This is a genomic window from Pseudarthrobacter sp. ATCC 49987 (genome assembly GCF_009928425.1).
Classification (GTDB): domain Bacteria; phylum Actinomycetota; class Actinomycetes; order Actinomycetales; family Micrococcaceae; genus Arthrobacter.
On the sequence record NZ_JAABNS010000001.1, the window covers coordinates 426218 to 443604 of the forward strand.

The window sequence follows — 17387 nt, forward strand, 5'->3', positions numbered from 1 at the left end:
TAGGGTAAAAGCCTAGACTTCTCCACGATTTTTGCGGGAGCTGGATACGAAACATCGCCCCACCGCATACTTGGAAGGAATAGTGGCTACAGAAGGACGGACCAATGACGATCTCCGCAGACCAAACTGCGCAGCCCCCGGCAGCGCCGAGCAATGCGGCCAGCGAGGCCGTCCGCAAGTTCGGCATCACTGTCGAGGACTACATGCTGCCGGCCCGGCATCAGATCCAGATGGTGGGTCCGGACGGCACCCTGAATCCGCACACTGAACAGGGCACCCAGCCCGGCCACGAATACAACCTCCCCGGCGATGAGGAACTGATGGCCGCCTACGAGCAGCTCGTCATCGGACGCCGCGTCAACGACCAGAACTCCGCCCTGGTCCGGCAGGGCCGGATGGCCGTGTACCCCTCCAGCCACGGCCAGGAGGCCTGCCAGGTCGCCGCCGCCCTGTGTTTGTCAGGGGGCGACTGGATGTTCCCCACCTACCGCGATTCCGTGGCCGTGATGGCCCGCGGTGTGGATCCCGTCCAGACCATGACGCTTTTCCGGGGCGACTGGCACGGCGGATACAACCCGGCCGAGCACAAGGTCGGCATCCAGTGCACGCCGCTGACCACCCAGCTGCTGCACGGCGTCGGCGTGGCCCATGCCGCCAAGCTGCGCGGCGAGGACACGGTTGTCCTGGCCATGTGCGGCGACGGCGCCACGAGTGAGGGCGACTTCCACGAGGCGCTGAACTTCGCCGCGGTGTTCCACCTCCCGGTGGTCTTCTTCGTCCAGAACAACCAGTACGCGATCTCCGTGCCGCTCGCCCACCAGTCCGTCGCGCCGTCGCTCGCCCACAAGGCCGTGGGCTACGGCATGGCCGGCGAACGCGTCGACGGGAACGACATCGTCGCGCTCCTCGCCGTGCTGGACCGCGCCGTCAAGCTGGCCCGCGGCGGTTCGGGCCCCCTGCTGGTGGAGGCCCACACCTACCGCATGCAGGCCCACACCAACGCCGACGACGCCACCCGGTACCGCCAGGACAGCGAAGTCGCCGAATGGGTTGCGAAGGACCCGTTGAGCCGGATGAAGACCTACCTGACGGATCGCGGACTGCTCGACGACGACCGCTCCGCGCGGATCGCCGAGAAGGCCGAAGCCGTGGCCGCCCAGCTCCGGGAAGGCCTGAGCGAGGACGTGCCGGTCGACCCGCAGGACCTCTTCAAATACGTCTTCTCCACCCCCACACCACAGCTCAAGGAACAGTCCGCCATGCTCGCCGACGAGCTCTCCCGGGAAGAGGCCGCGAAATGAGCCCCACCATCACCACGTCCTCCGAGGCGAACGGCAACGTCAGTTCTGCCACGGCCCGTGCGGCCGCCAAGGCGGCAGTTGTGGCTGAACAGGCCGGCCCGCAGACCATCACGCTGGCCAAGGCCCTGAACACCGCCATGGCCGACGCCATGCACGCGGACCCCTCGGTCCTGGTCTTCGGCGAGGACGTCGGCATGCTCGGCGGCGTCTTCCGGATTACCGACGGGCTCACCAAGACTTTCGGGACAAGCCGCTGCTTCGACACCCCGCTGGCCGAGTCCGGCATCGTCGGCATGGCCGTGGGAATGGCGATGAACGGCATGCGGCCGGTCATCGAGATGCAGTTCGACGCCTTCGCCTACCCGGCGTTCGAACAGATCGTCAGCCACGTCGCGAAGATGCACAACCGCACCAAGGGCGCCGTGAAGCTCCCGATGGTCATCCGGGTCCCGTACGCCGGCGGCATCGGGGGAGTGGAGCACCACTGCGACTCTTCCGAGGCCTACTACGCCCACACCGCCGGGCTCAAGGTCTTCACCCCGGCCACCGTCGCCGACGGCTACCGGATGCTCCGTGAGGCCATCGATTCCGATGACCCCGTCATGTTTATGGAGCCGAAGAAGCTCTACTGGTCCAAGGACCAGGTGGACCTGGACGCCCTCCGCACCGAGCACACCGTGAACACCGAACGCGGGACCTCCTCCGAAGGCCGGGCCGCCGTCGCCCGCCCCGGCACCGACGCCACGCTGATCGCCTACGGACCGGCCGTCCCGACGGCCCTCGCCGCCGCTGCTGCGGCGGCCGAGGAGGGCCGCTCGCTGGAAGTGATCGACGTCCGCTCGATCGTGCCGTTCGACGACGAGACGGTCTGCGCCTCGGTCCGCAAGACCGGCCGCGCCGTGGTCATCGCCGAGGCCCACGGGTTTGCCTCCGTCTCCTCCGAGATCGTGGCCCGGGTCCAGGAACGCTGTTTCCACCACCTCGCCGCGCCGATCCGCCGTGTTACGGGCTTCGATGTCCCTTACCCGGCGCCGAAGCTCGAGCACTACTACCTGCCCGGCGTGGACCGCATCCTCGACGCCGTTGACGACCTCCAGTGGGAAGACTGACCATGAGCGAACCGAAAGTATTCCTCCTCCCGGACCTCGGCGAGGGACTCACCGAAGCCGAACTCGTGAGCTGGCTCGTCGCCGTGGGCGACGAGATCCGCGTGGACCAGCCGATCGCCGAGGTCGAGACCGCCAAGTCCATGGTGGAGGTGCCCTCCCCGTATGCCGGTACCGTCGCCGTGCTGCACGGCGAGCCCGGCCAGACCCTCGACGTCGGGAAGCCGCTGATCTCGGTGATGCCGGTTGGTGTCGCCGGTTCCGTTGGTGGGGCCGCCGCGGATGATGCCGCTGTCGACTCTTCCGCCGCTGTTGCCGCTGAGGTTTACCGCGAGGAAGAGAAGGCCGGGTCCGGGAATGTCCTGATTGGGTACGGGACTCCGGGCGGTCATGGGGTTGCGCGGCGGACCCGGCCACGGAAATCTTCGGCCGCGCCCGTGGTGGCAGAGCCGGTGGCGCAGGTGTCTGCTGCCGAGAAGGCTGCCGATGACCTGGTGCTGATGCGGACCCGGGTTCCCGGGAAGCTGGGGGCCGTTATTTCCCCGCTCGTCCGGCGGATGGCGCGGGACCATGGGGTTGATTTGGGGGAACTCCAGGGGTCCGGGGCCAGCGGGCTCATCATGCGGCGTGATGTCGAGGCGGTCATCAAGCCCGCGGTGGCGGGGCGTGCGGCCGTGGCGCCGGCCGAGGCCCCGGCGGCATCTGCGGTCGCGGGGGCCGGGGACACCGATGCCCGCACCGGGCTGGGCATTACCGGCCGGACCGCCGTCCGTGGCGTGCGCAAGGCCGTCGCGGCGAACATGACCCGCAGCCGGTCGGAGATCCCGGAAGCCACGGTGTGGGTGGATGTTGACGCCACCGCCCTCGTGGAACTGCGTGCCGCGCTGAAGAAGGCGGATCCGCACCATACACCGGGCCTGTTGGCGTTCATCGCCCGCTTCGTCACCGCCGGGCTGAAGAAGTTCCCGGAACTGAACTCCCGGATCGTCACCACCGAGGACACCACCGGCGGAGCGTCCCAGGAGATCGTGGCTTTCGACGGCGTGAACCTCGGCTTTGCGGCCCAGACCGACCGCGGCCTGATGGTGCCGTCGGTGCGCAACGCGGACAAACTCAGCGCCCGCGGACTGGACGCCGAAATCCGGCGGCTCACCGGCGTCGTGCGCGATGGCAAGGCGACCCCGGCGGAGCTCGGCAGCGGCACCTTCACGCTGAACAACTACGGCATCTTTGGGGTGGACGGCTCGGCCGCGATCATCAACCACCCCGAGGTGGGAATCCTCGGCGTCGGGCGGATCATCGACAAGCCCTGGGTGGTCAACGGCGAGCTCGCCGTCCGCAAGGTCACTGAACTGACTCTGACCTTCGACCACCGCGTCTGCGACGGTGGAACCGCCGGCGGCTTCCTGCGCTACGTGGCGGACGCGATCGAGAGCCCGGGCTCGGTGTTGGCGGATTGGTGACGAGTTTGAAGACGGCCTCGTTCTGGCTCATCCGCATCAAAATGATAACTACGGTGATACCGTCTGGTCGTCGCACGGTACGTCATGACTTGGGAGTCACTCTAGGCGTCGGGTGCCCGTAGGCAGCTACCGGAGATTTGTCCGGGACGCGTGCCCGGGAGTACCTAGCCGGTCGCTCCTGACCCGTAGAATCAGTGCATGTCTAACTGGGGGTCGGTCGTCTGCCGCGTCGCTATCATGTGTGCCATGCACCAATTGACTGGGTTCGACACGCCTGGCGCCGACGCAGCTCAAGGCCCGCGGCCACATAAGCAAGATGGCGGGGAGTGCTCCTAAATGACGATCCTCGAGAGTCAAGGAACCGCGCAGGCCAAGCACGAACAGGGGAGGCCCCGAGTTGCTGCGGGTTTTATAGGCTTGTGGCTTGCCGGATTGGGCTTTGCGTGGTGGGCCGTCGTTCCCGCACTCATGGCAGCGCGCGGATCGGGAGTTTCGCTGAAGGCGAGCGCCGAGTCGAAGCTGTTGGTCGCTCTCGGGATATGGCTCCTTGCGATTCTCGGCGGTTCCGTATTTGGCGGGGCCGTGGCGATGAACCGCGTGCCCGGCGCGGCGTACGCGGCGATCGTGTGGATCGCCGCCGGCATCATGTTCCACGTCTTGCGTAGACTCACGCCGGAACAGAACTCTTTCTTCATCCGAAGCCTCATCTTTGTGGGCTCCGCGCAAGGATTCCTGGCGTTCGCCGCGGTGATGGCGCACCCTTCGCCCCTGAGCAAGTTCGCGCTTCCATCGAACCCCATTATTGGCGGTTCATCCGGTGTTGGCCTCTGGTCGCAGGCCAACCTCGCTTACGTAGACTACTTTGGCGGCGGAATCGTCCGTAGTGCTGGCCTTATGGGGACGGCGGCATGGTCGGGGGGCTTTGCCTGCCTAATCCTAATCCTTCTGGTCGTGGGCCGGCGAAAGCTCATTGCCTCCGGTATGTCGCGGTTCAAGTGGATCGTCGCGGCGACGCTCAACTTCAGCAGCCTCTATTTTGCGTACTCGCGGGTATCGCTGGCCATACTAATCGTCGTCCTTGTGACCTGTGTCACATACAGGGCATGCTCCATCCTGGCGGCCGGTGGGCTTCTCGCTACGGTGACTGTGTTCACCGGGGCGGTTCTGATATTCGCGCTACTGCCCTGGCAGGACTACGTGCTTCAGCAGGACGCTCTGCGCCCAGGGTCCTCTGATGCCAGGTTCACGTCCTACCTTGAGGGGTTTGACGCAGCATCTCAAAGTGGGCCGCTTGTGCTCATCGCCGGCAACGGCGCGAAACCGTTCCTGGAAGAACTCGGACGCGGCGCTGGCAGTGAAAGTACCTATGTGAGCCTACTCGTGCGCGGCGGGATCATCGCGGTAATGCTATTCGTGATCTTCCTACTCGTCCGCATGCGCGGGGCTATCAAGAGTAAGGACTGGACTGCCGTTCTACTGCTTGTCGCGTTGGTTATCCACGCGGTTGTGGAGGACCTTGACGTTGGAACTCTAACGCTTTTGCTGGTACTCATCGAGCCGGTGCGCACGATCTTGGCGCCCAGAATTCCTGCCTCTGGGATGCGGCAGAGCGTGTCCCCCGCCTAACGCCCCTTCCTTGCGCGGCGGCAGTCGGGAGATGCGGCTTCACGGCAGGGAACGTTCGCTTGGGATGATGATCGTGTTCGATTACGTCGCGCTGACGATGAAGACTTGCCCGCTAGGGTGGATGCAAATGTCCAACGCGTAGCGGACCGCCCCAGGATTCTGCATAAGCGTTCGCCGTGGAGGCGGAACGGAAGCGGATAGGTGGCGTTCAGAAGATGGGACTAGGAGTTAGGGTGTCTGACTTCGCGGCCCCGTCAAGTACCATCATGCCGTCTGGGGTGGGCGCCGCGCTCGGGGGTGCACGGAGACCGCGAAGCGCGATCCAAGCGTTCCGGAGCGTGATGTTCTGCCTTTGAGGGCGATCTTCAACCACCCCGAGGTGGGAATCCTCGGCGTCGGGCGGATCATCGACAAGCCCTGGGTGGTCAGCGGCGAGCTCGCCGTGAGCAAGGTCACCGAACTGACACTTACTTTCGACCACCGCGTCTGCGACGGCGGAACCGCCGGAGGTTTCCTGCGCTACGTGGCCGACGCGATCGAGAACCGGGCTCGGTCCTGGTGGACCTCCGATCTGGCGCTGAACTGGGCGCGGACCGTGAGGGAGGAAAGTCCTCCCACGCGGTGCCGGCTTCCAGCGTCCGGCCAGCTCCGGTGGGTACAATCGAGGGCAGAACATCGCACCAACGACGCCGGAGCACCCCCGGAATACGGAGATTTAATGTCACGATGGCTCGAGGTTGGCCCGGACAACTACGTCCTGGCCACCCAAGGTTTCCTGCTCAACACCGGCCTGGTGGTCGGCTCCGAACGCGCCCTGGTGATCGACACCGGCAGCGGACCCCGGCAGGGACGCGAGATCCTTGACGCCGTGCGGGAAAAGACGCAATTGCCGCTGGTCGTCGTCAACACGCACGCCCACTACGACCACTTCTTCGGTAACGCCGTGTTCGCCGAGGCGGGAGTGACCGAGTTCTGGGCGCACGAGAACTGTGCTGCGGAAATCGAGGAAAACGGCGACAGCCAGCGCCGCGCCGTCGCCACCGATGAGCCGGAAATGGCTGCCGGCGAGGGCCCTAATACCGGGCTCGTGGTGCCGAACGCGATCGTGAAGGACCAGCCGGTCCTCGTGGACCTCGGCGGACAGAGCGTCACCTTCTTCTACCTCGGCCTGGGACACACCGACGGCGACCTCCTCGTGGGAACGGCAACCACCCTCTACGCCGGAGACCTGGTGGAGCAGGGATCGCACCCGTCCTTCGAGGATTCCTACCCCGAGGAATGGGCCGACGTCCTCAGGCACGTCTCGGCACTGCGCCACAGGTACGAATTCCTGATTCCCGGCCACGGCGAACCGTGCAGCGACCAGTTCGTCAAGACCATGGCCAACACCATGACCACGGCGGTCCGGCAGGCCACCCAGGCAACGCGGGAAACCCCGGATGACGCCACCAAGGCCATCCCGATCCTGCCCTACGGGCCGGAGCAGTCGCGCTGGTTCATCAGGCGCCTGCAGGAGACCCGGGCGCACCACTGACGCTGCGGAAATCCTGCGCAAACGCTTCGGCAGCACGTCGCGCAGTAAATGGACAACAACCGTAGCCCTGCGTAACCTCGTGGAGGATCCGAACGCAGGGTCCAATCCCGTTAGCGCTCAGCTCGCCCGGAGGATGGGGATCCCGGCCGCGCATCAATGATGCTGCTGCTCCCAGGAGGTCTCATCCGTGACACTGCCCGGCTATATCCTCGCCCTCTGTATTCTTTTGGGCAGCCTGCTGGTCCTCGCTAGCGTTTTCTATGTCGCAATTTGCGTGAAGCGCAAGCGGCAAGCGTCCGCCCTTCAACGTCAGGTGCCCTGACTTTGCCGTACATCGAAATCAACCCCCACCGCACCAAGCCGAAATGGTGGGCCTACGTGGGCCTGACGATCCTCGCCGTGGTGACTGTCGTCGTCGTGGTTCTGGCGCTGACCCCGCGCTGACCGCTGTGCACCCACGTGGCTCGGCTGAAAACCCGAGTAGCGGGTACGCGTGTGAACTGGCTGTCCGCTCAATACGCTCGGGCTAAGTCCGGAACTGTACGGAATCTCCTGCCGGGTTCGGGGCGTCTGCCACCGAGTTTTGACGGCGTGCGGCCACCTTGAAGTGTTGAGCTCGATTCGAGGCCAGGTCCCGGTTGGCGCTGGTCATGAATCGGGCTGATGCAGATGGTTCCGAACGAGTACGGTCTCCCGGGCAATCGCAGGACGACACACGCGTCCAGGTCCGTGATCGCCGCAAGGTCCTTGGTGATTGCCTCCCTGGCTGTCTTACTGGCGCTTCCACCGGCTGCCGGAGTGACCACAACAGCCGCCAGCACCAGCATTTCGGCTCCGGAGACTTCATCACCGGCAGCGGAGAATGCATCGCCCGAGCCGGCTGAGGTCCAGACTGCAGTTGCAAAGCCTTCAGCGGCAGCTCCTGCGGCAGCTCCTCCGGAGGCCACCAGCGGCGTAGCTTCTGACCCTCCACCGGCGGTACCGCCGGCTCCTCCGGAGGACCCCGCCGCTAGCGTCGATGCCAACCAGTACGTCGTTGCTCGGGGGGACACGGTCGGCGCCATCGCTGCACGCTTCGGCGTCGACGTCTACAGCATGCTGGCAGCCAACGGGCTGGACGTGTCCAGCATCATCCAGCCGGGCCAGACACTGATGCTGACAGGACCCCCAGTTGCCGTTCCCGCGGTGGCTCCTGCAGCCCCGGAACCGGAACCAGCCGCGGCTCCTGCCGCTCCTGCGGCGGCTCCTCCGGCCGCTCCCGCTGCGCGCACCATCTACGTGGCGGGCTCGGGCGGCCAGGCCATGGTGGACAGGTGCATCGGCCCCATCCACTTCACGCCAACGGACGCCTACTCGCTGTTCATCACCGAACACGACTTCTGCGGGGGGTGGGCGCGGTTCTCGGGGATCGGCGTCGGCGAAACCGTGATCATCGCCGGCTACGGGACCTACACCGCAACCGGCCGCGGACAGGTTCCCCAGGGCGGCACAACCAACGCCGTCTCTGCCGTGTTCGGGGGCTTCCCCCGGGCGATCCTGCAGACCTGCATTCCGGGCACGAACCAGATGCTCCTGATCGCGCTGAACTGACCGGATCACTATTTGCGGGCGCCTCCTGTCCGCCTCCCACTGCGTCTGCGCCTAGAATTGCGGTTGGACCAATTCAAACGAGCACCGCAGCGGCCTGCGCTGTGAGTCCCAGGGGGGACCAATATGCCCGATCCGGTGGACAACAACACAGCCCATGCTGCCGCGGAGGCAGAACAACCCGAACTCCGTCGCCGGCGTGACCGCCGCCGCGGCGAGGGCTCCGACGCCCGGACAGGAACCATGCCCATCATCACGCCCAACGACGTCGCCAGTGAAGCACCGCGCACCGTCCGCAGCAGCTCATGGGCAGAGGCCGCAGCTGCGGCCGATGCGCCGCAGGAACCGACCCGTCCTCCGATTGACGCTGTCCCGCAGGCTCCCGCTCCCGTTCGCGCGGACCTGCCTGCCGCCCCCGAGACGGCACCTTCCATCCCGGCGCTGCCGAGCCGGGCCGCCCGCTCGGCCAGCCGGGCCGCCGCCCTGTCCGCCCCTGCACCCGATTTCATCAGCTCGCCGGGCCTCTTTGTCCGTGAGCAGAAGCCCCGGCCGGTCGGCGGCCTCCGCGGCGCCCTCTACGCCCTGACCGGGGGCGGACTGAACCTGGGCCCGAGCGCCCGGCAGCGAGAAGAGGACGAACTGGCGCGGCGCATCTCCCGCCAGCTCCAGGGCAGTTACAACACCGCCGTCCTGAGCCTGAAGGGCGGCATCGGCAAGACCTCCACGACGGTCGGCGTCGGGCTGACCCTGGCCGAGTTCCGCGGTGACCCGCCGTGCGCCATCGACGCGAACCCGGATTCCGGCGACCTCGTCGAGCGCGCCCTCGGCGAGGGCATTTACCAGCAGCAGAGTCCGCGCACCATCACGGACCTGCTGCAGAACATCGACTCCATCGATTCCCTCACCGCCCTGGCGCGGTACATGCACCACGCGGGCCGGCTGCACCTGATTGCCGGTGAACAGGACCCCGAGGTCTCCGACTCCCTGACCGCGGAGGAATACCTGCGGATCCGCAAACTCATCTCCGGCTACTACTCCGTGGCCCTGACCGACTGCGGCACCGGCGTCACCCACAACGCCATGAGCGGCATCCTGCAGTCCGCGGACAACCTGATCATCGCGGCGGGGTATGCGGTCAGCGGCGCCAAGCGCGCCCGCAGCACCCTGCACTGGCTGGCCGGGCACGGCTATGAGGAACTGGCCCGGAACGCCATCGTGGTCATCACGGACAAGGACGAGGTGTCCTCCCGCGTGGACAAGGACGCGATCGAGGACCACCTGTCCGGCATCTGCCGCCAGCTGATCGCCGTCCCGCACGACCGCGGTGTGGCCGACGGCGACCTGGTCACCCTCGACGTGCTCCGCCCCGAAACCCGCCGCGCCTACCGCGAGATTGCTGCCGCGATAGTGGACGGCTACGTCTAACCACCCGGTGCCGGCCGCGCGGACTGAAGTTGTGCCGGGCCGGTGAGCGCCCTACATTTTAGGCATGACCAACAACGCCGGGGATGAAGCCGCCCTGCAACTGCAGGACCTCCTGATGGGAACGGAGAACGTCGAGGACTTCCTCGGCCAACTCGCGGAATTCTCGGCGGCCACGCTCAGCTCCGCCGCCGGCGCTGAAATCGAATGCGGCGTAACGCTGCAGCGCCGGAAGAAGACCATGACCGTGGCGGGGAGCAGCCCCCGGGCCGTCATCCTGGACCGCATCGAGCAAAGCCTCGGCGACGGCCCCTGCATCGAAGCCCTGCGGACACGCTCCGTGGTCCTGCTGGCCGACGTCGACACCGATCCGCGCTGGCCGGACTACCAGGTCCAGCTCGCGGCGCAGGGCGTCCGCAGCACCCTGGGCGTGCCCCTGGAAATCGGCGAGGACGCGGCCGCCGCCCTGAACTTCTTCGGCGCCGGCACCGGGCTGTTCACCGAGGACATCATTGCCGAAGCATCCGGCTTCGCCGACCTCGCCGGCCGCTCCCTCCGCCTGGCCGTCCGGATCGGCACCGCGCAGTCCCGGGCCGAGGACCTGAAGGCCGCCATGGAACACCGCACCTCGATCGACCTGGCCTGCGGCGTCGTCATGGCCCAGAACCGCTGCACCCAGGAGGAGGCCATGGGCATCCTCACCCGGGTCTCCAGCAACCGGAACCAGAAGCTCCGCGACGTCGCGGCCGAGGTCCTCCGGAACCTCACCGCAGGGGAAGTCCGCACGCACTTCGACGCCTGAGGGCCCCGGGCCGGGCCGCCAGCCTAGGATGAAGGGGATGACCACCACAGACACCGCCCCCTTCAGCCTCCGCAGCATCGCCGTCCCCGCGTTCGGCCCGGCCCTGCTGTTCAGCATCGGCGAGGGCGCCATCCTGCCGGTGGTGGCGCTGTCCGCCCGCGACCTCGGCGCCTCGGTGGCCGTCGCCGCCCTGGTGGTCACCCTGATCGGGCTCGGCTCCTGGTTCTTCAACCTGCCCGCCTCGCTCATCACGCTGAAATTCGGCGAACGCTGGGCCATCGTCGGTGCCGCGGCGGCCAGCGCCGTCGCCCTGGCCGCCGCGGCGCTGGCCCCGCTGGTTTCCGAAGGACTCTGGCTGCTCGCGGCGGCGATGCTCGTCGTCGGCATGGCCGCGAGCGTCTTCAGCCTGGCCCGGCAGAAGTACCTGACAGAGGCGGTGCCGGTGGTCCTCCGGGCGCGGGCCCTGTCCACCCTCGGCGGCGTGACCCGGATCGGTATCTTCATCGGACCTTTCGTCGGCGCCGCCGCGATGCAGTCCGCCGGCATCACCGGCGCCTACTGGGTGGGCGTCGTCGCCATGGCCGCGGCAGCCGTGCTGTCCGTGACCATCCCGGACCTCGTGGCCAAACCGGCACCCGACGACGGCGTCCCCGTTCCGCAGGCGACGCTGCGCAGCGTCGCCGTCTCCCACGCCGGGGTCTTCCTGAGCGTTGGGATGGGGGTGCTGCTGCTCAGCGCGCTGCGCGCCTCCCGGCAGGTGGTGATCCCGCTCTGGGCCGAGCACCTCGGGATGGACGCGACCCAGGCCTCGCTGATCTACGGGTTGTCCGGCGCCATCGACATGCTGGTCTTCTATCCGGCCGGCAAGCTGATGGACCGCAAGGGCCGGCAATGGGTGGCGATCCCGTCAACGCTCATCATGGGCACGGCCATGCTGCTGATCCCGCTCAGCACCGGCTTTGTGGGCCTGCTGCTCGCGGCGCTCCTCATCGGCTTCGGCAACGGGATCAGTTCAGGCCTGAACATGACGCTGGGGGCCGACTTCTCACCGGACAACGGCCGCGGACAGTTCCTGGGCATCTGGCGGTTCATGGCCGACGCCGGGGCCACCGGCGGGCCCGTGCTGCTCTCAGGAGTGACCGCCGTCGCCTCGCTCGGGGCCGGAGTGTCCGCCACCGGAGTGCTCGGCTTCGCGGCCGCCGCGGTCTTCGCCGTCACCATCCCCAGGCTGAAGCACCGGCGCAACTACTGAGCGGTCCGGCACCCGCTTTGCTATCTGCCTGACGACGTAGGCCGCGTCCCGGGCGCTGGCGCAGGATGCCGGCTGGTCCGTGCCGGCCTGCCGGGAGTGGATCGCCAAGGCGCTGGGCGCGGCGCTCGCCCAGGGCGCACCTCTTCCTCGCAGATGAGTCCGTCACTACGCTGTGTAAGACGGAACCACGACTGTGAGGAAGCCCCGGCATGGCGCAAGGAACGAAGGAAGATCCCTGGAAGCTTCTGACTGCTCCCGGGACATCCGAGTACAGCATGTACCGCGACGAAGCGGCCGACCCTCAAGCTCTGGTGTGCCAGATCGGATCCACCACGCTGAAGTACCACCTCAGCGCCATCGAGGACCTGCATCACTGGCTCACCGCACAGGGCGGCTGGGTTCCCCTTGGTGCCGCTGACGAAAAGAAACCCGCGGCCGAGGGAACCGTTGAGGCTTGGGGGGAGGGACGCCTCGAACCCGGTCCACGGCTGGTACAGACTCCGCAACGGCTATAGGGGCCGGTTCGGAATGTACCTGCCTCCGCTGCTGGAGGCGCTGGGCTTGGCCGAACTAACCCACGAGAAACGGAACAACAGCATCCGCGCGATCAGCCCGGACGCCGCCGCGACGTAAGGGCGCGAACCGCCGTCGTGCTACCGGCCGGATCGGCATACGCCGGTGCATTTCAGTACTGCTCCACGCCGCCGCCGGCGTGCTGGATTGCCGCGGCAAAGACCGGCAGGGCGCGCTGGATCATCTCCTCCGACGCGGTGAGCGAGATCCGGAAATACCCCGGGGTCTCGAACAGGGTGCCCGGCAGCACAAACACGTCCTGGTCCGCGAGGGCGGCGGTGAACTGCTCGTCGTCGTCGGCTGGGGTGCGGACGAACAGGTAGAACGCCCCTTCCGGCCGCGCCACGTGGTAACCCATGCCGGTCAATGCCTCCACCATCAGATCCCGTTTGCGCTGCAACTGCCCGACGTCGATCGAGAACTGTTCCAGCCGCGGCAGCGCATGCTGCAGCAGGGCGTTGGGGTAGATCCAGCCCATCGCCATCTGCAGGGCGCTGATCGCCTCCCGCAGCGGGCCGCGGTCCGGCATGGTGGGCGGCAGGGCCAGGTAGCCGATCCGCTGACCGGGCGCCAGATGAGTCTTGCCGTACGAGTACGCCAGCAGCGAGTAGGGATAGTATTCGGCCGGGCTGTGGAACCGGGCGCCGTCGTAGACTATCCGGTTGTAGGCCTCGTCCGAGAGCAGATAGACGCGCCGGCCGTTGCTGCGCGAGGCCCCTTCCAGCATGTCGGCCAGGTCCTTCAGCAGCGCGGGCGGGTAGATCCGGCCGGTCGGGTTGTTGGGCGTGTTGACGATCACCACCCGGGTGCGCGGTGTGATGGCCACCCCGAGCGCCGCCAGATCGACGTCGAACGTGTCCGCGTCGCAGCGGATCTTGACCGGGACCAGCCCGGCCTCGAGCACCAGCGGCTCGTAGAAGAACCAAGGCGGCAGCGTGAAGATGACCTCGTCGCCGGGGTCAGCTACGGCCTTGAGCGCCAGCGGAATCGCGGTGAAGCCTCCCGTGGTGAGGTGGATGTCCGCCGGCTCGAAGGGCAAGCCCAGCAGGCGCTGCAGGGACGCCGCCGCTGCGGCCTGCGCCTCCGGCTCGTTGGTCTTGTAGGCAAACCACTGCTCGTTCCGGGGTGTCACGGCGTCCGCGAGGGCCTCGACGTATTCCGAGGACGGCATCTGGTGCGGGTTGCCCAGGGCGAGGTCGCAGATCCCCGGCTCGTGCTGCCGCCGGGCGTAGACGGAGTCGCGGAGGAAGGTGTTGATCCGCTGTTGCGACGGGACGGACGCGAGGGTGGTGGCGCGCCGTGAAACGCTCTGGGAAACCGGAGAATCAGTGCTCATGACAGTCCCTCGAGAGGCGGCAGCGTGACCGTATGGTCGGATGGGGCCAACGCGCTGCTGGGCCAGTGGCTGGGCGGGACTAATTCTGGCCCTCGGCGGGCCGGATGTAAACGGGTTTGGGCCGGCGTGCGCCTCGGTCTGGCTGCGGCGCCGGTCAGCGGCGGGGTGCGCTCCGCCGTCGTGCGGCATGCCCGAACAGCCACACGCCGCCGACCGTGGCGAGGTAGCCGGCGATGACGATCAGCGCGGTCCCGGCCCAGAAGTAGTGCGTGGTGCTGCCCTCCAGACCCGTGCCGGCGGCGACACTGAGCAGCGAAAAGGCGGCCACGGCGGCAGCGGCGAGCCCGGCCAGCGCCGGCAGCGCGAGCCACAGCCGGGAGGAGGCCCAGTGTTCCCCGTAGCCGTCCCAGACGTTCCAGCGCGGACCCTTGCGGATGATCAGCCAGCCCGCCGGGAGCGTAAACACCGCCACGACGAGGAAGGCGGCGACGACGTCGGCGGGCCGGTGCCACTGGTTGATCAGGGTGGACACCCCGGTCGCGACGGCGAAGCTGCCGCCCAGGAACCCGGCGAGCGGGCGCCAGCGCGGGGAGACCATCAGGAACACCGCCGCCGCGGCCGACGCCGCCAGGGTGGTGTGCCCGGAGGGCAGGGAGTTCAGCTCGAGGGTTTCGACCCCGGTGTAGGGCCGGACCGGGACGATGTCCTTCAGGATCTGGGTGGCCACGTTGGCGCCCACACAGGCCGCCACCGCGATCCCCGCGGCGGTCCAGCGCCGCTTCAGCACCGTCACAACAAGGACCACGACGGCGGAGATCAGCAGGGACAACGCCGGCAGCCAGTCGAGGAGCTTGTTGGCGGCCTTGCCGGCGGCGCCGTGGATCTCGACCGCCTCCACGAGGGCGGATTCGTCGATGAACTGGCCCGTGGTGGTGCGGACAAAGAAGTAATAGGTCCCGGCCAGTGCGGCCATGCTGACGAGGGTGGCCAGCAGGAACAGGAATCCGGTGCCGCGGCCGGGGCGGCCAGCAGGTGCGCCGGACGGCGGCTTCGGGTACTCCGAAGCCGGGTGTGTGCTGGTGCGTTCCTGCCGAAAAGTCATCCCTCTCAGGTTCCCATAGAACCCTGCGAATTCTCTGAGGCGGGCAGCCCGCTGCCCGCCGCGCGAGTAGTGTTTTGGCCATGGACACCGCGGCGCAGCATCAGGATCCGGCCTTTCCCCAGTTCCATCCACGCCCGGCGAACGGCTGGATCAACGATCCCAACGGCCTGAGCCACGTCGACGGCCGCTATCACGTGTTTTTCCAGTACAACCCGGACTCGGCCCGGCACGGGGCCATCTGCTGGGGGCACCTGAGTTCCCCGGACCTGGTGCACTGGGACGAGGAACCGGTGGCGCTCCGGCCACAGCCCGGCGGACCGGACGCGCTGGGCTGCTGGTCCGGTGTGGTGACCGACGACGGCGGCGTACCCACCGCCGTGTATTCCGGTGTCGACACCGTGGGCGGCTACTCCCGGGTGGTCCTCGCCCGGGCCGATCGGACCCTGCGCAGCTGGACCCAGGACGGGCACGTCGCGGCCGAGGTTCCCCCGGACCCGCAGGTCACCGCCGTCCGGGACCCGTTCCTCTTCAGCTTCCAGGACCGCCGCTTCGCCTTGCAGGGCGCCGGGCTCGCCTCCGGCCACGCCGCCGTGCTGCTGTACAGCGTGGAGGACCTCCACCACTGGACGTACGAGGGGATCTGGTTCAGCTCGGAGGACCCGCTCGCGGCCCGGCACCTGCCCGCGGAAATCTGGGAGTGCCCGCAGCTGGTCCGGGTCCCGGATTCCTCGGGCGCGGAGACCTGGCTGCTGATGGCCTCGCTCTGGCTCGCCGCGGACCAGCACGACCACCCCAACGGCGTCGGCTACCTGCTCGGCTCGCTGGTTCCGAACGGCAACGGGCTGCCGGTGTTCACCCCGGCGTCGGGCGGGAAAGCCGACCTGGGACGGGAGTTCTACGCCCCGCAGCTCCTCGCGCTGCCGGACCGGGCGCTGCTGTGGGGCTGGTCCGGCGAGGCGGAGGCCTCCGAGGAACGGCCTGGGCGCAGCCAGGCGGAGACAGACGACGCCGGCTGGGCCGGGATCCTGACGTTCCCGCGCCAGCTGTCCGTGCACGGCGAGGTCCTCGCCGTTGAGCCCGCCCCTGAACTCCGCGCCTACCGCGGCGGCCGGCTGCACCACGGCGCCGCGGGCACCCTGTCACTGCCGGGCGGGGCGGAGGTCCGGGTGGCCGGGGGAGAGGGCACGCTCCGGCTGGTCCTCGTCTCGGCGGGGCAGCGGCGGACCGTGTTCGCCGACACCGTGGCCGGCGGCGATGAGCTGCGGATCTTTGTCGATGCCTCGATGGTGGAGGTCTACCGCCACGGCTCCGTGCCCACCACCCTGCGCGCCTACCCCGGTGCCGGCGAGGAATGGCAGCTCGAACTGCCGCATGGCGCCGCGGCGGACGTTTGGGAGCTCCGGCAGCCGGAGCGGGCAGATCACGAAACCGTACGTTGACAGTTCAGAATATATTCTGAATACTGTGGTTATGTCACAGGCAACGATCTCCCGAACTGCTCAGTCGTCGGAGCTGTCCCGAAATTCGGCCAACGTGTTCAAGGCAGCCGAGGAGGGTCCGGTCACGATTACCCGCCGGGACGGCGAGCCGCTCACCCTGCTGACGTCCAGGGAGTTCGAGCGTGAACATGAAGGAATGGAACTGGCCGCGCACCTCGTCACCGCCTCGCTGGGGGACCCGCAGGTTCCCTTCACTGAGAGGCTCCGCGGGCCCTTTCCGTGGATGGCCTTCCTGGGCGACGCAGACCAGGAAGCTTTCGCGCGGGAGATTGTGGCTATCACCCGTGCCTGCGCCTCAGTGGCCCGGTTTGATAAGGCCGTGATTGCTCTCCACGCGTGGCGGTCCACGGCGGAGGCCATCAGTGCCGGCTACACCCCGGATGACCAGCTGGACTGGATTGAACCCACTGTGGTCGCCGACCCGCGCACTGCATGAGCCCGAAACGGTCGGGCGTTCCGCGCCCCCCTCAAAAGGGCTGAGTTCGAGATCCAGTTCGGCACCAGCCAGGCCCAGAAAGGCTGGCAGGATCTGCTGGCCACCAAGCTCAACTCCGTCGCCGACGCGTGGGACTTCCTCACCAAGACGCCGCTGGACGAGTCAGAGAAGAACCACCAGCTCAAGGGTGAGCTGGTGACGGTCACCCACAAGGGCGGCACATTCGACCGCTGGCAACTGGAACTCCCCGGCGGCGCCCGCATGTGGTTCTACGTCAACGGCCAGTCCGTCTGCCTGGTCAATGTTCACACGAACCACCCGAACGCTACGAGGTAGCCCGCCGCGACT

Annotated in this window: 16 protein-coding genes and 1 pseudogene; 15 read left to right on the plus strand and 2 right to left on the minus strand. The window is 67.7% G+C overall.

Features of this window, described 5'->3' with window-relative positions:
• The first annotated feature begins 104 nt into the window (after nucleotides 1–104).
• The 12 genes and pseudogenes from pdhA (at nucleotide 105) to GXK59_RS20925 (ending at nucleotide 12726) form a co-directional block, all read left to right on the plus strand.
• Entirely contained in the window at nucleotides 105–1301 is a 1197-nt protein-coding gene (gene pdhA, locus GXK59_RS02025; protein WP_160663971.1) for a pyruvate dehydrogenase (acetyl-transferring) E1 component subunit alpha, read from the plus strand.
• Nucleotides 1298–2410, plus strand: a complete 1113-nt coding sequence (locus GXK59_RS02030) for an alpha-ketoacid dehydrogenase subunit beta (RefSeq protein WP_160663973.1) — start codon at nucleotides 1298–1300, stop codon at nucleotides 2408–2410. The genes pdhA and GXK59_RS02030 overlap by 4 nt, the downstream gene beginning before the upstream one ends.
• 2 nt (nucleotides 2411–2412) lie before the next feature.
• On the plus strand, nucleotides 2413–3870 hold the full coding sequence (locus tag GXK59_RS02035) for a dihydrolipoamide acetyltransferase family protein (RefSeq protein WP_160663975.1): 1458 nt from the start codon (nucleotides 2413–2415) through the stop codon (nucleotides 3868–3870).
• 336 nt (nucleotides 3871–4206) lie between these two features.
• Entirely contained in the window at nucleotides 4207–5496 is a 1290-nt protein-coding gene (locus tag GXK59_RS02040) for a hypothetical protein (protein ID WP_160663977.1), read from the plus strand.
• 379 nt (nucleotides 5497–5875) lie between these two features.
• A pseudogene (locus GXK59_RS20975) lies at nucleotides 5876–5983 on the plus strand (2-oxo acid dehydrogenase subunit E2); the annotation flags it as partial.
• Nucleotides 5984–6214: 231 nt separating this feature from the next.
• A complete protein-coding gene (locus GXK59_RS02045; RefSeq protein WP_202129171.1) occupies nucleotides 6215–7030 on the plus strand; it encodes an MBL fold metallo-hydrolase in 816 nt (271 codons plus the stop codon).
• 798 nt (nucleotides 7031–7828) lie between these two features.
• Nucleotides 7829–8620, plus strand: coding sequence for a LysM peptidoglycan-binding domain-containing protein (locus GXK59_RS02050; RefSeq protein ID WP_443094253.1), 792 nt, complete (start codon nucleotides 7829–7831; stop codon nucleotides 8618–8620).
• Between the two features lie 123 nt (nucleotides 8621–8743).
• Nucleotides 8744–10042 carry a MinD/ParA family ATP-binding protein gene (locus GXK59_RS02055; protein ID WP_160663983.1) on the plus strand — a complete coding sequence of 433 codons (1299 nt, stop codon included), beginning with the start codon at nucleotides 8744–8746 and terminating at the stop codon, nucleotides 10040–10042.
• Nucleotides 10043–10106: 64 nt separating this feature from the next.
• Entirely contained in the window at nucleotides 10107–10841 is a 735-nt protein-coding gene (locus GXK59_RS02060) for a GAF and ANTAR domain-containing protein (RefSeq protein ID WP_160663985.1), read from the plus strand.
• A 37-nt stretch (nucleotides 10842–10878) separates the two neighbouring features.
• Complete coding sequence (locus GXK59_RS02065; protein ID WP_160663987.1) at nucleotides 10879–12093, plus strand: MFS transporter; 1215 nt, start codon at nucleotides 10879–10881, stop codon at nucleotides 12091–12093.
• Between the two features lie 209 nt (nucleotides 12094–12302).
• Nucleotides 12303–12608: a DUF6855 family protein gene (locus tag GXK59_RS02070; protein ID WP_337248053.1), complete on the plus strand. Its 306-nt coding sequence runs from the start codon at nucleotides 12303–12305 to the stop codon at nucleotides 12606–12608.
• Nucleotides 12502–12726, plus strand: coding sequence for a DUF6855 family protein (locus GXK59_RS20925; protein WP_337248054.1), 225 nt, complete (start codon nucleotides 12502–12504; stop codon nucleotides 12724–12726). Before GXK59_RS02070 ends, GXK59_RS20925 begins: the two co-directional genes overlap by 107 nt.
• 52 nt (nucleotides 12727–12778) lie before the next feature.
• On the opposite strand, the gene GXK59_RS02075 is transcribed toward GXK59_RS20925, so the two are convergent.
• Nucleotides 12779–14002, minus strand: coding sequence for an aminotransferase class I/II-fold pyridoxal phosphate-dependent enzyme (locus tag GXK59_RS02075; protein ID WP_160663989.1), 1224 nt, complete (start codon nucleotides 14000–14002; stop codon nucleotides 12779–12781).
• Nucleotides 14003–14156: 154 nt separating this feature from the next.
• Nucleotides 14157–15104 carry a phosphatase PAP2 family protein gene (locus GXK59_RS02080; protein ID WP_160663991.1) on the minus strand — a complete coding sequence of 316 codons (948 nt, stop codon included), beginning with the start codon at nucleotides 15102–15104 and terminating at the stop codon, nucleotides 14157–14159.
• Nucleotides 15105–15184: 80 nt separating this feature from the next.
• Here GXK59_RS02080 and GXK59_RS02085 point away from each other — a divergent pair, with 80 nt between their 5' ends.
• The 3 genes from GXK59_RS02085 to GXK59_RS20570 all read left to right on the plus strand — a co-directional run bounded on the left by GXK59_RS02085 (nucleotide 15185) and on the right by GXK59_RS20570 (nucleotide 17375).
• Complete coding sequence (locus GXK59_RS02085) at nucleotides 15185–16543, plus strand: glycoside hydrolase family 32 protein (protein WP_160663993.1); 1359 nt, start codon at nucleotides 15185–15187, stop codon at nucleotides 16541–16543.
• A gap of 31 nt (nucleotides 16544–16574) precedes the next feature.
• On the plus strand, nucleotides 16575–17039 hold the full coding sequence (locus GXK59_RS02090) for a type II toxin-antitoxin system Phd/YefM family antitoxin (RefSeq protein ID WP_160663995.1): 465 nt from the start codon (nucleotides 16575–16577) through the stop codon (nucleotides 17037–17039).
• 195 nt (nucleotides 17040–17234) lie between these two features.
• Nucleotides 17235–17375 (plus strand): hypothetical protein, encoded by a 141-nt coding sequence (locus GXK59_RS20570; RefSeq protein WP_237393753.1) that lies wholly within the window; start codon nucleotides 17235–17237, stop codon nucleotides 17373–17375.
• The last annotated feature ends 12 nt before the right edge of the window (nucleotides 17376–17387 follow it).

Excerpts from the sequence above, each read along its gene's own strand:
- GXK59_RS02085 (WP_160663993.1), top strand. The coding sequence starts at position 15,185 with ATGGACACCGCGGCGCAGCATCAGGATCCGGCCTTTCCCCAGTTCCAT.
- GXK59_RS02080 (WP_160663991.1), bottom strand. The coding sequence starts at position 15,104 with ATGACTTTTCGGCAGGAACGCACCAGCACACACCCGGCTTCGGAGTAC.
- GXK59_RS02060 (WP_160663985.1), top strand. The coding sequence starts at position 10,107 with ATGACCAACAACGCCGGGGATGAAGCCGCCCTGCAACTGCAGGACCTC.
- GXK59_RS02055 (WP_160663983.1), top strand. The coding sequence starts at position 8,744 with ATGCCCGATCCGGTGGACAACAACACAGCCCATGCTGCCGCGGAGGCA.
- GXK59_RS02030 (WP_160663973.1), top strand. The coding sequence starts at position 1,298 with ATGAGCCCCACCATCACCACGTCCTCCGAGGCGAACGGCAACGTCAGT.
- GXK59_RS02040 (WP_160663977.1), top strand. The coding sequence starts at position 4,207 with ATGACGATCCTCGAGAGTCAAGGAACCGCGCAGGCCAAGCACGAACAG.
- GXK59_RS02070 (WP_337248053.1), top strand. The coding sequence starts at position 12,303 with ATGGCGCAAGGAACGAAGGAAGATCCCTGGAAGCTTCTGACTGCTCCC.
- GXK59_RS02065 (WP_160663987.1), top strand. The coding sequence starts at position 10,879 with ATGACCACCACAGACACCGCCCCCTTCAGCCTCCGCAGCATCGCCGTC.
- GXK59_RS02045 (WP_202129171.1), top strand. The coding sequence starts at position 6,215 with ATGTCACGATGGCTCGAGGTTGGCCCGGACAACTACGTCCTGGCCACC.
- GXK59_RS02090 (WP_160663995.1), top strand. The coding sequence starts at position 16,575 with ATGTCACAGGCAACGATCTCCCGAACTGCTCAGTCGTCGGAGCTGTCC.
- pdhA (WP_160663971.1), top strand. The coding sequence starts at position 105 with ATGACGATCTCCGCAGACCAAACTGCGCAGCCCCCGGCAGCGCCGAGC.
- GXK59_RS02075 (WP_160663989.1), bottom strand. The coding sequence starts at position 14,002 with ATGAGCACTGATTCTCCGGTTTCCCAGAGCGTTTCACGGCGCGCCACC.
- GXK59_RS02035 (WP_160663975.1), top strand. The coding sequence starts at position 2,413 with ATGAGCGAACCGAAAGTATTCCTCCTCCCGGACCTCGGCGAGGGACTC.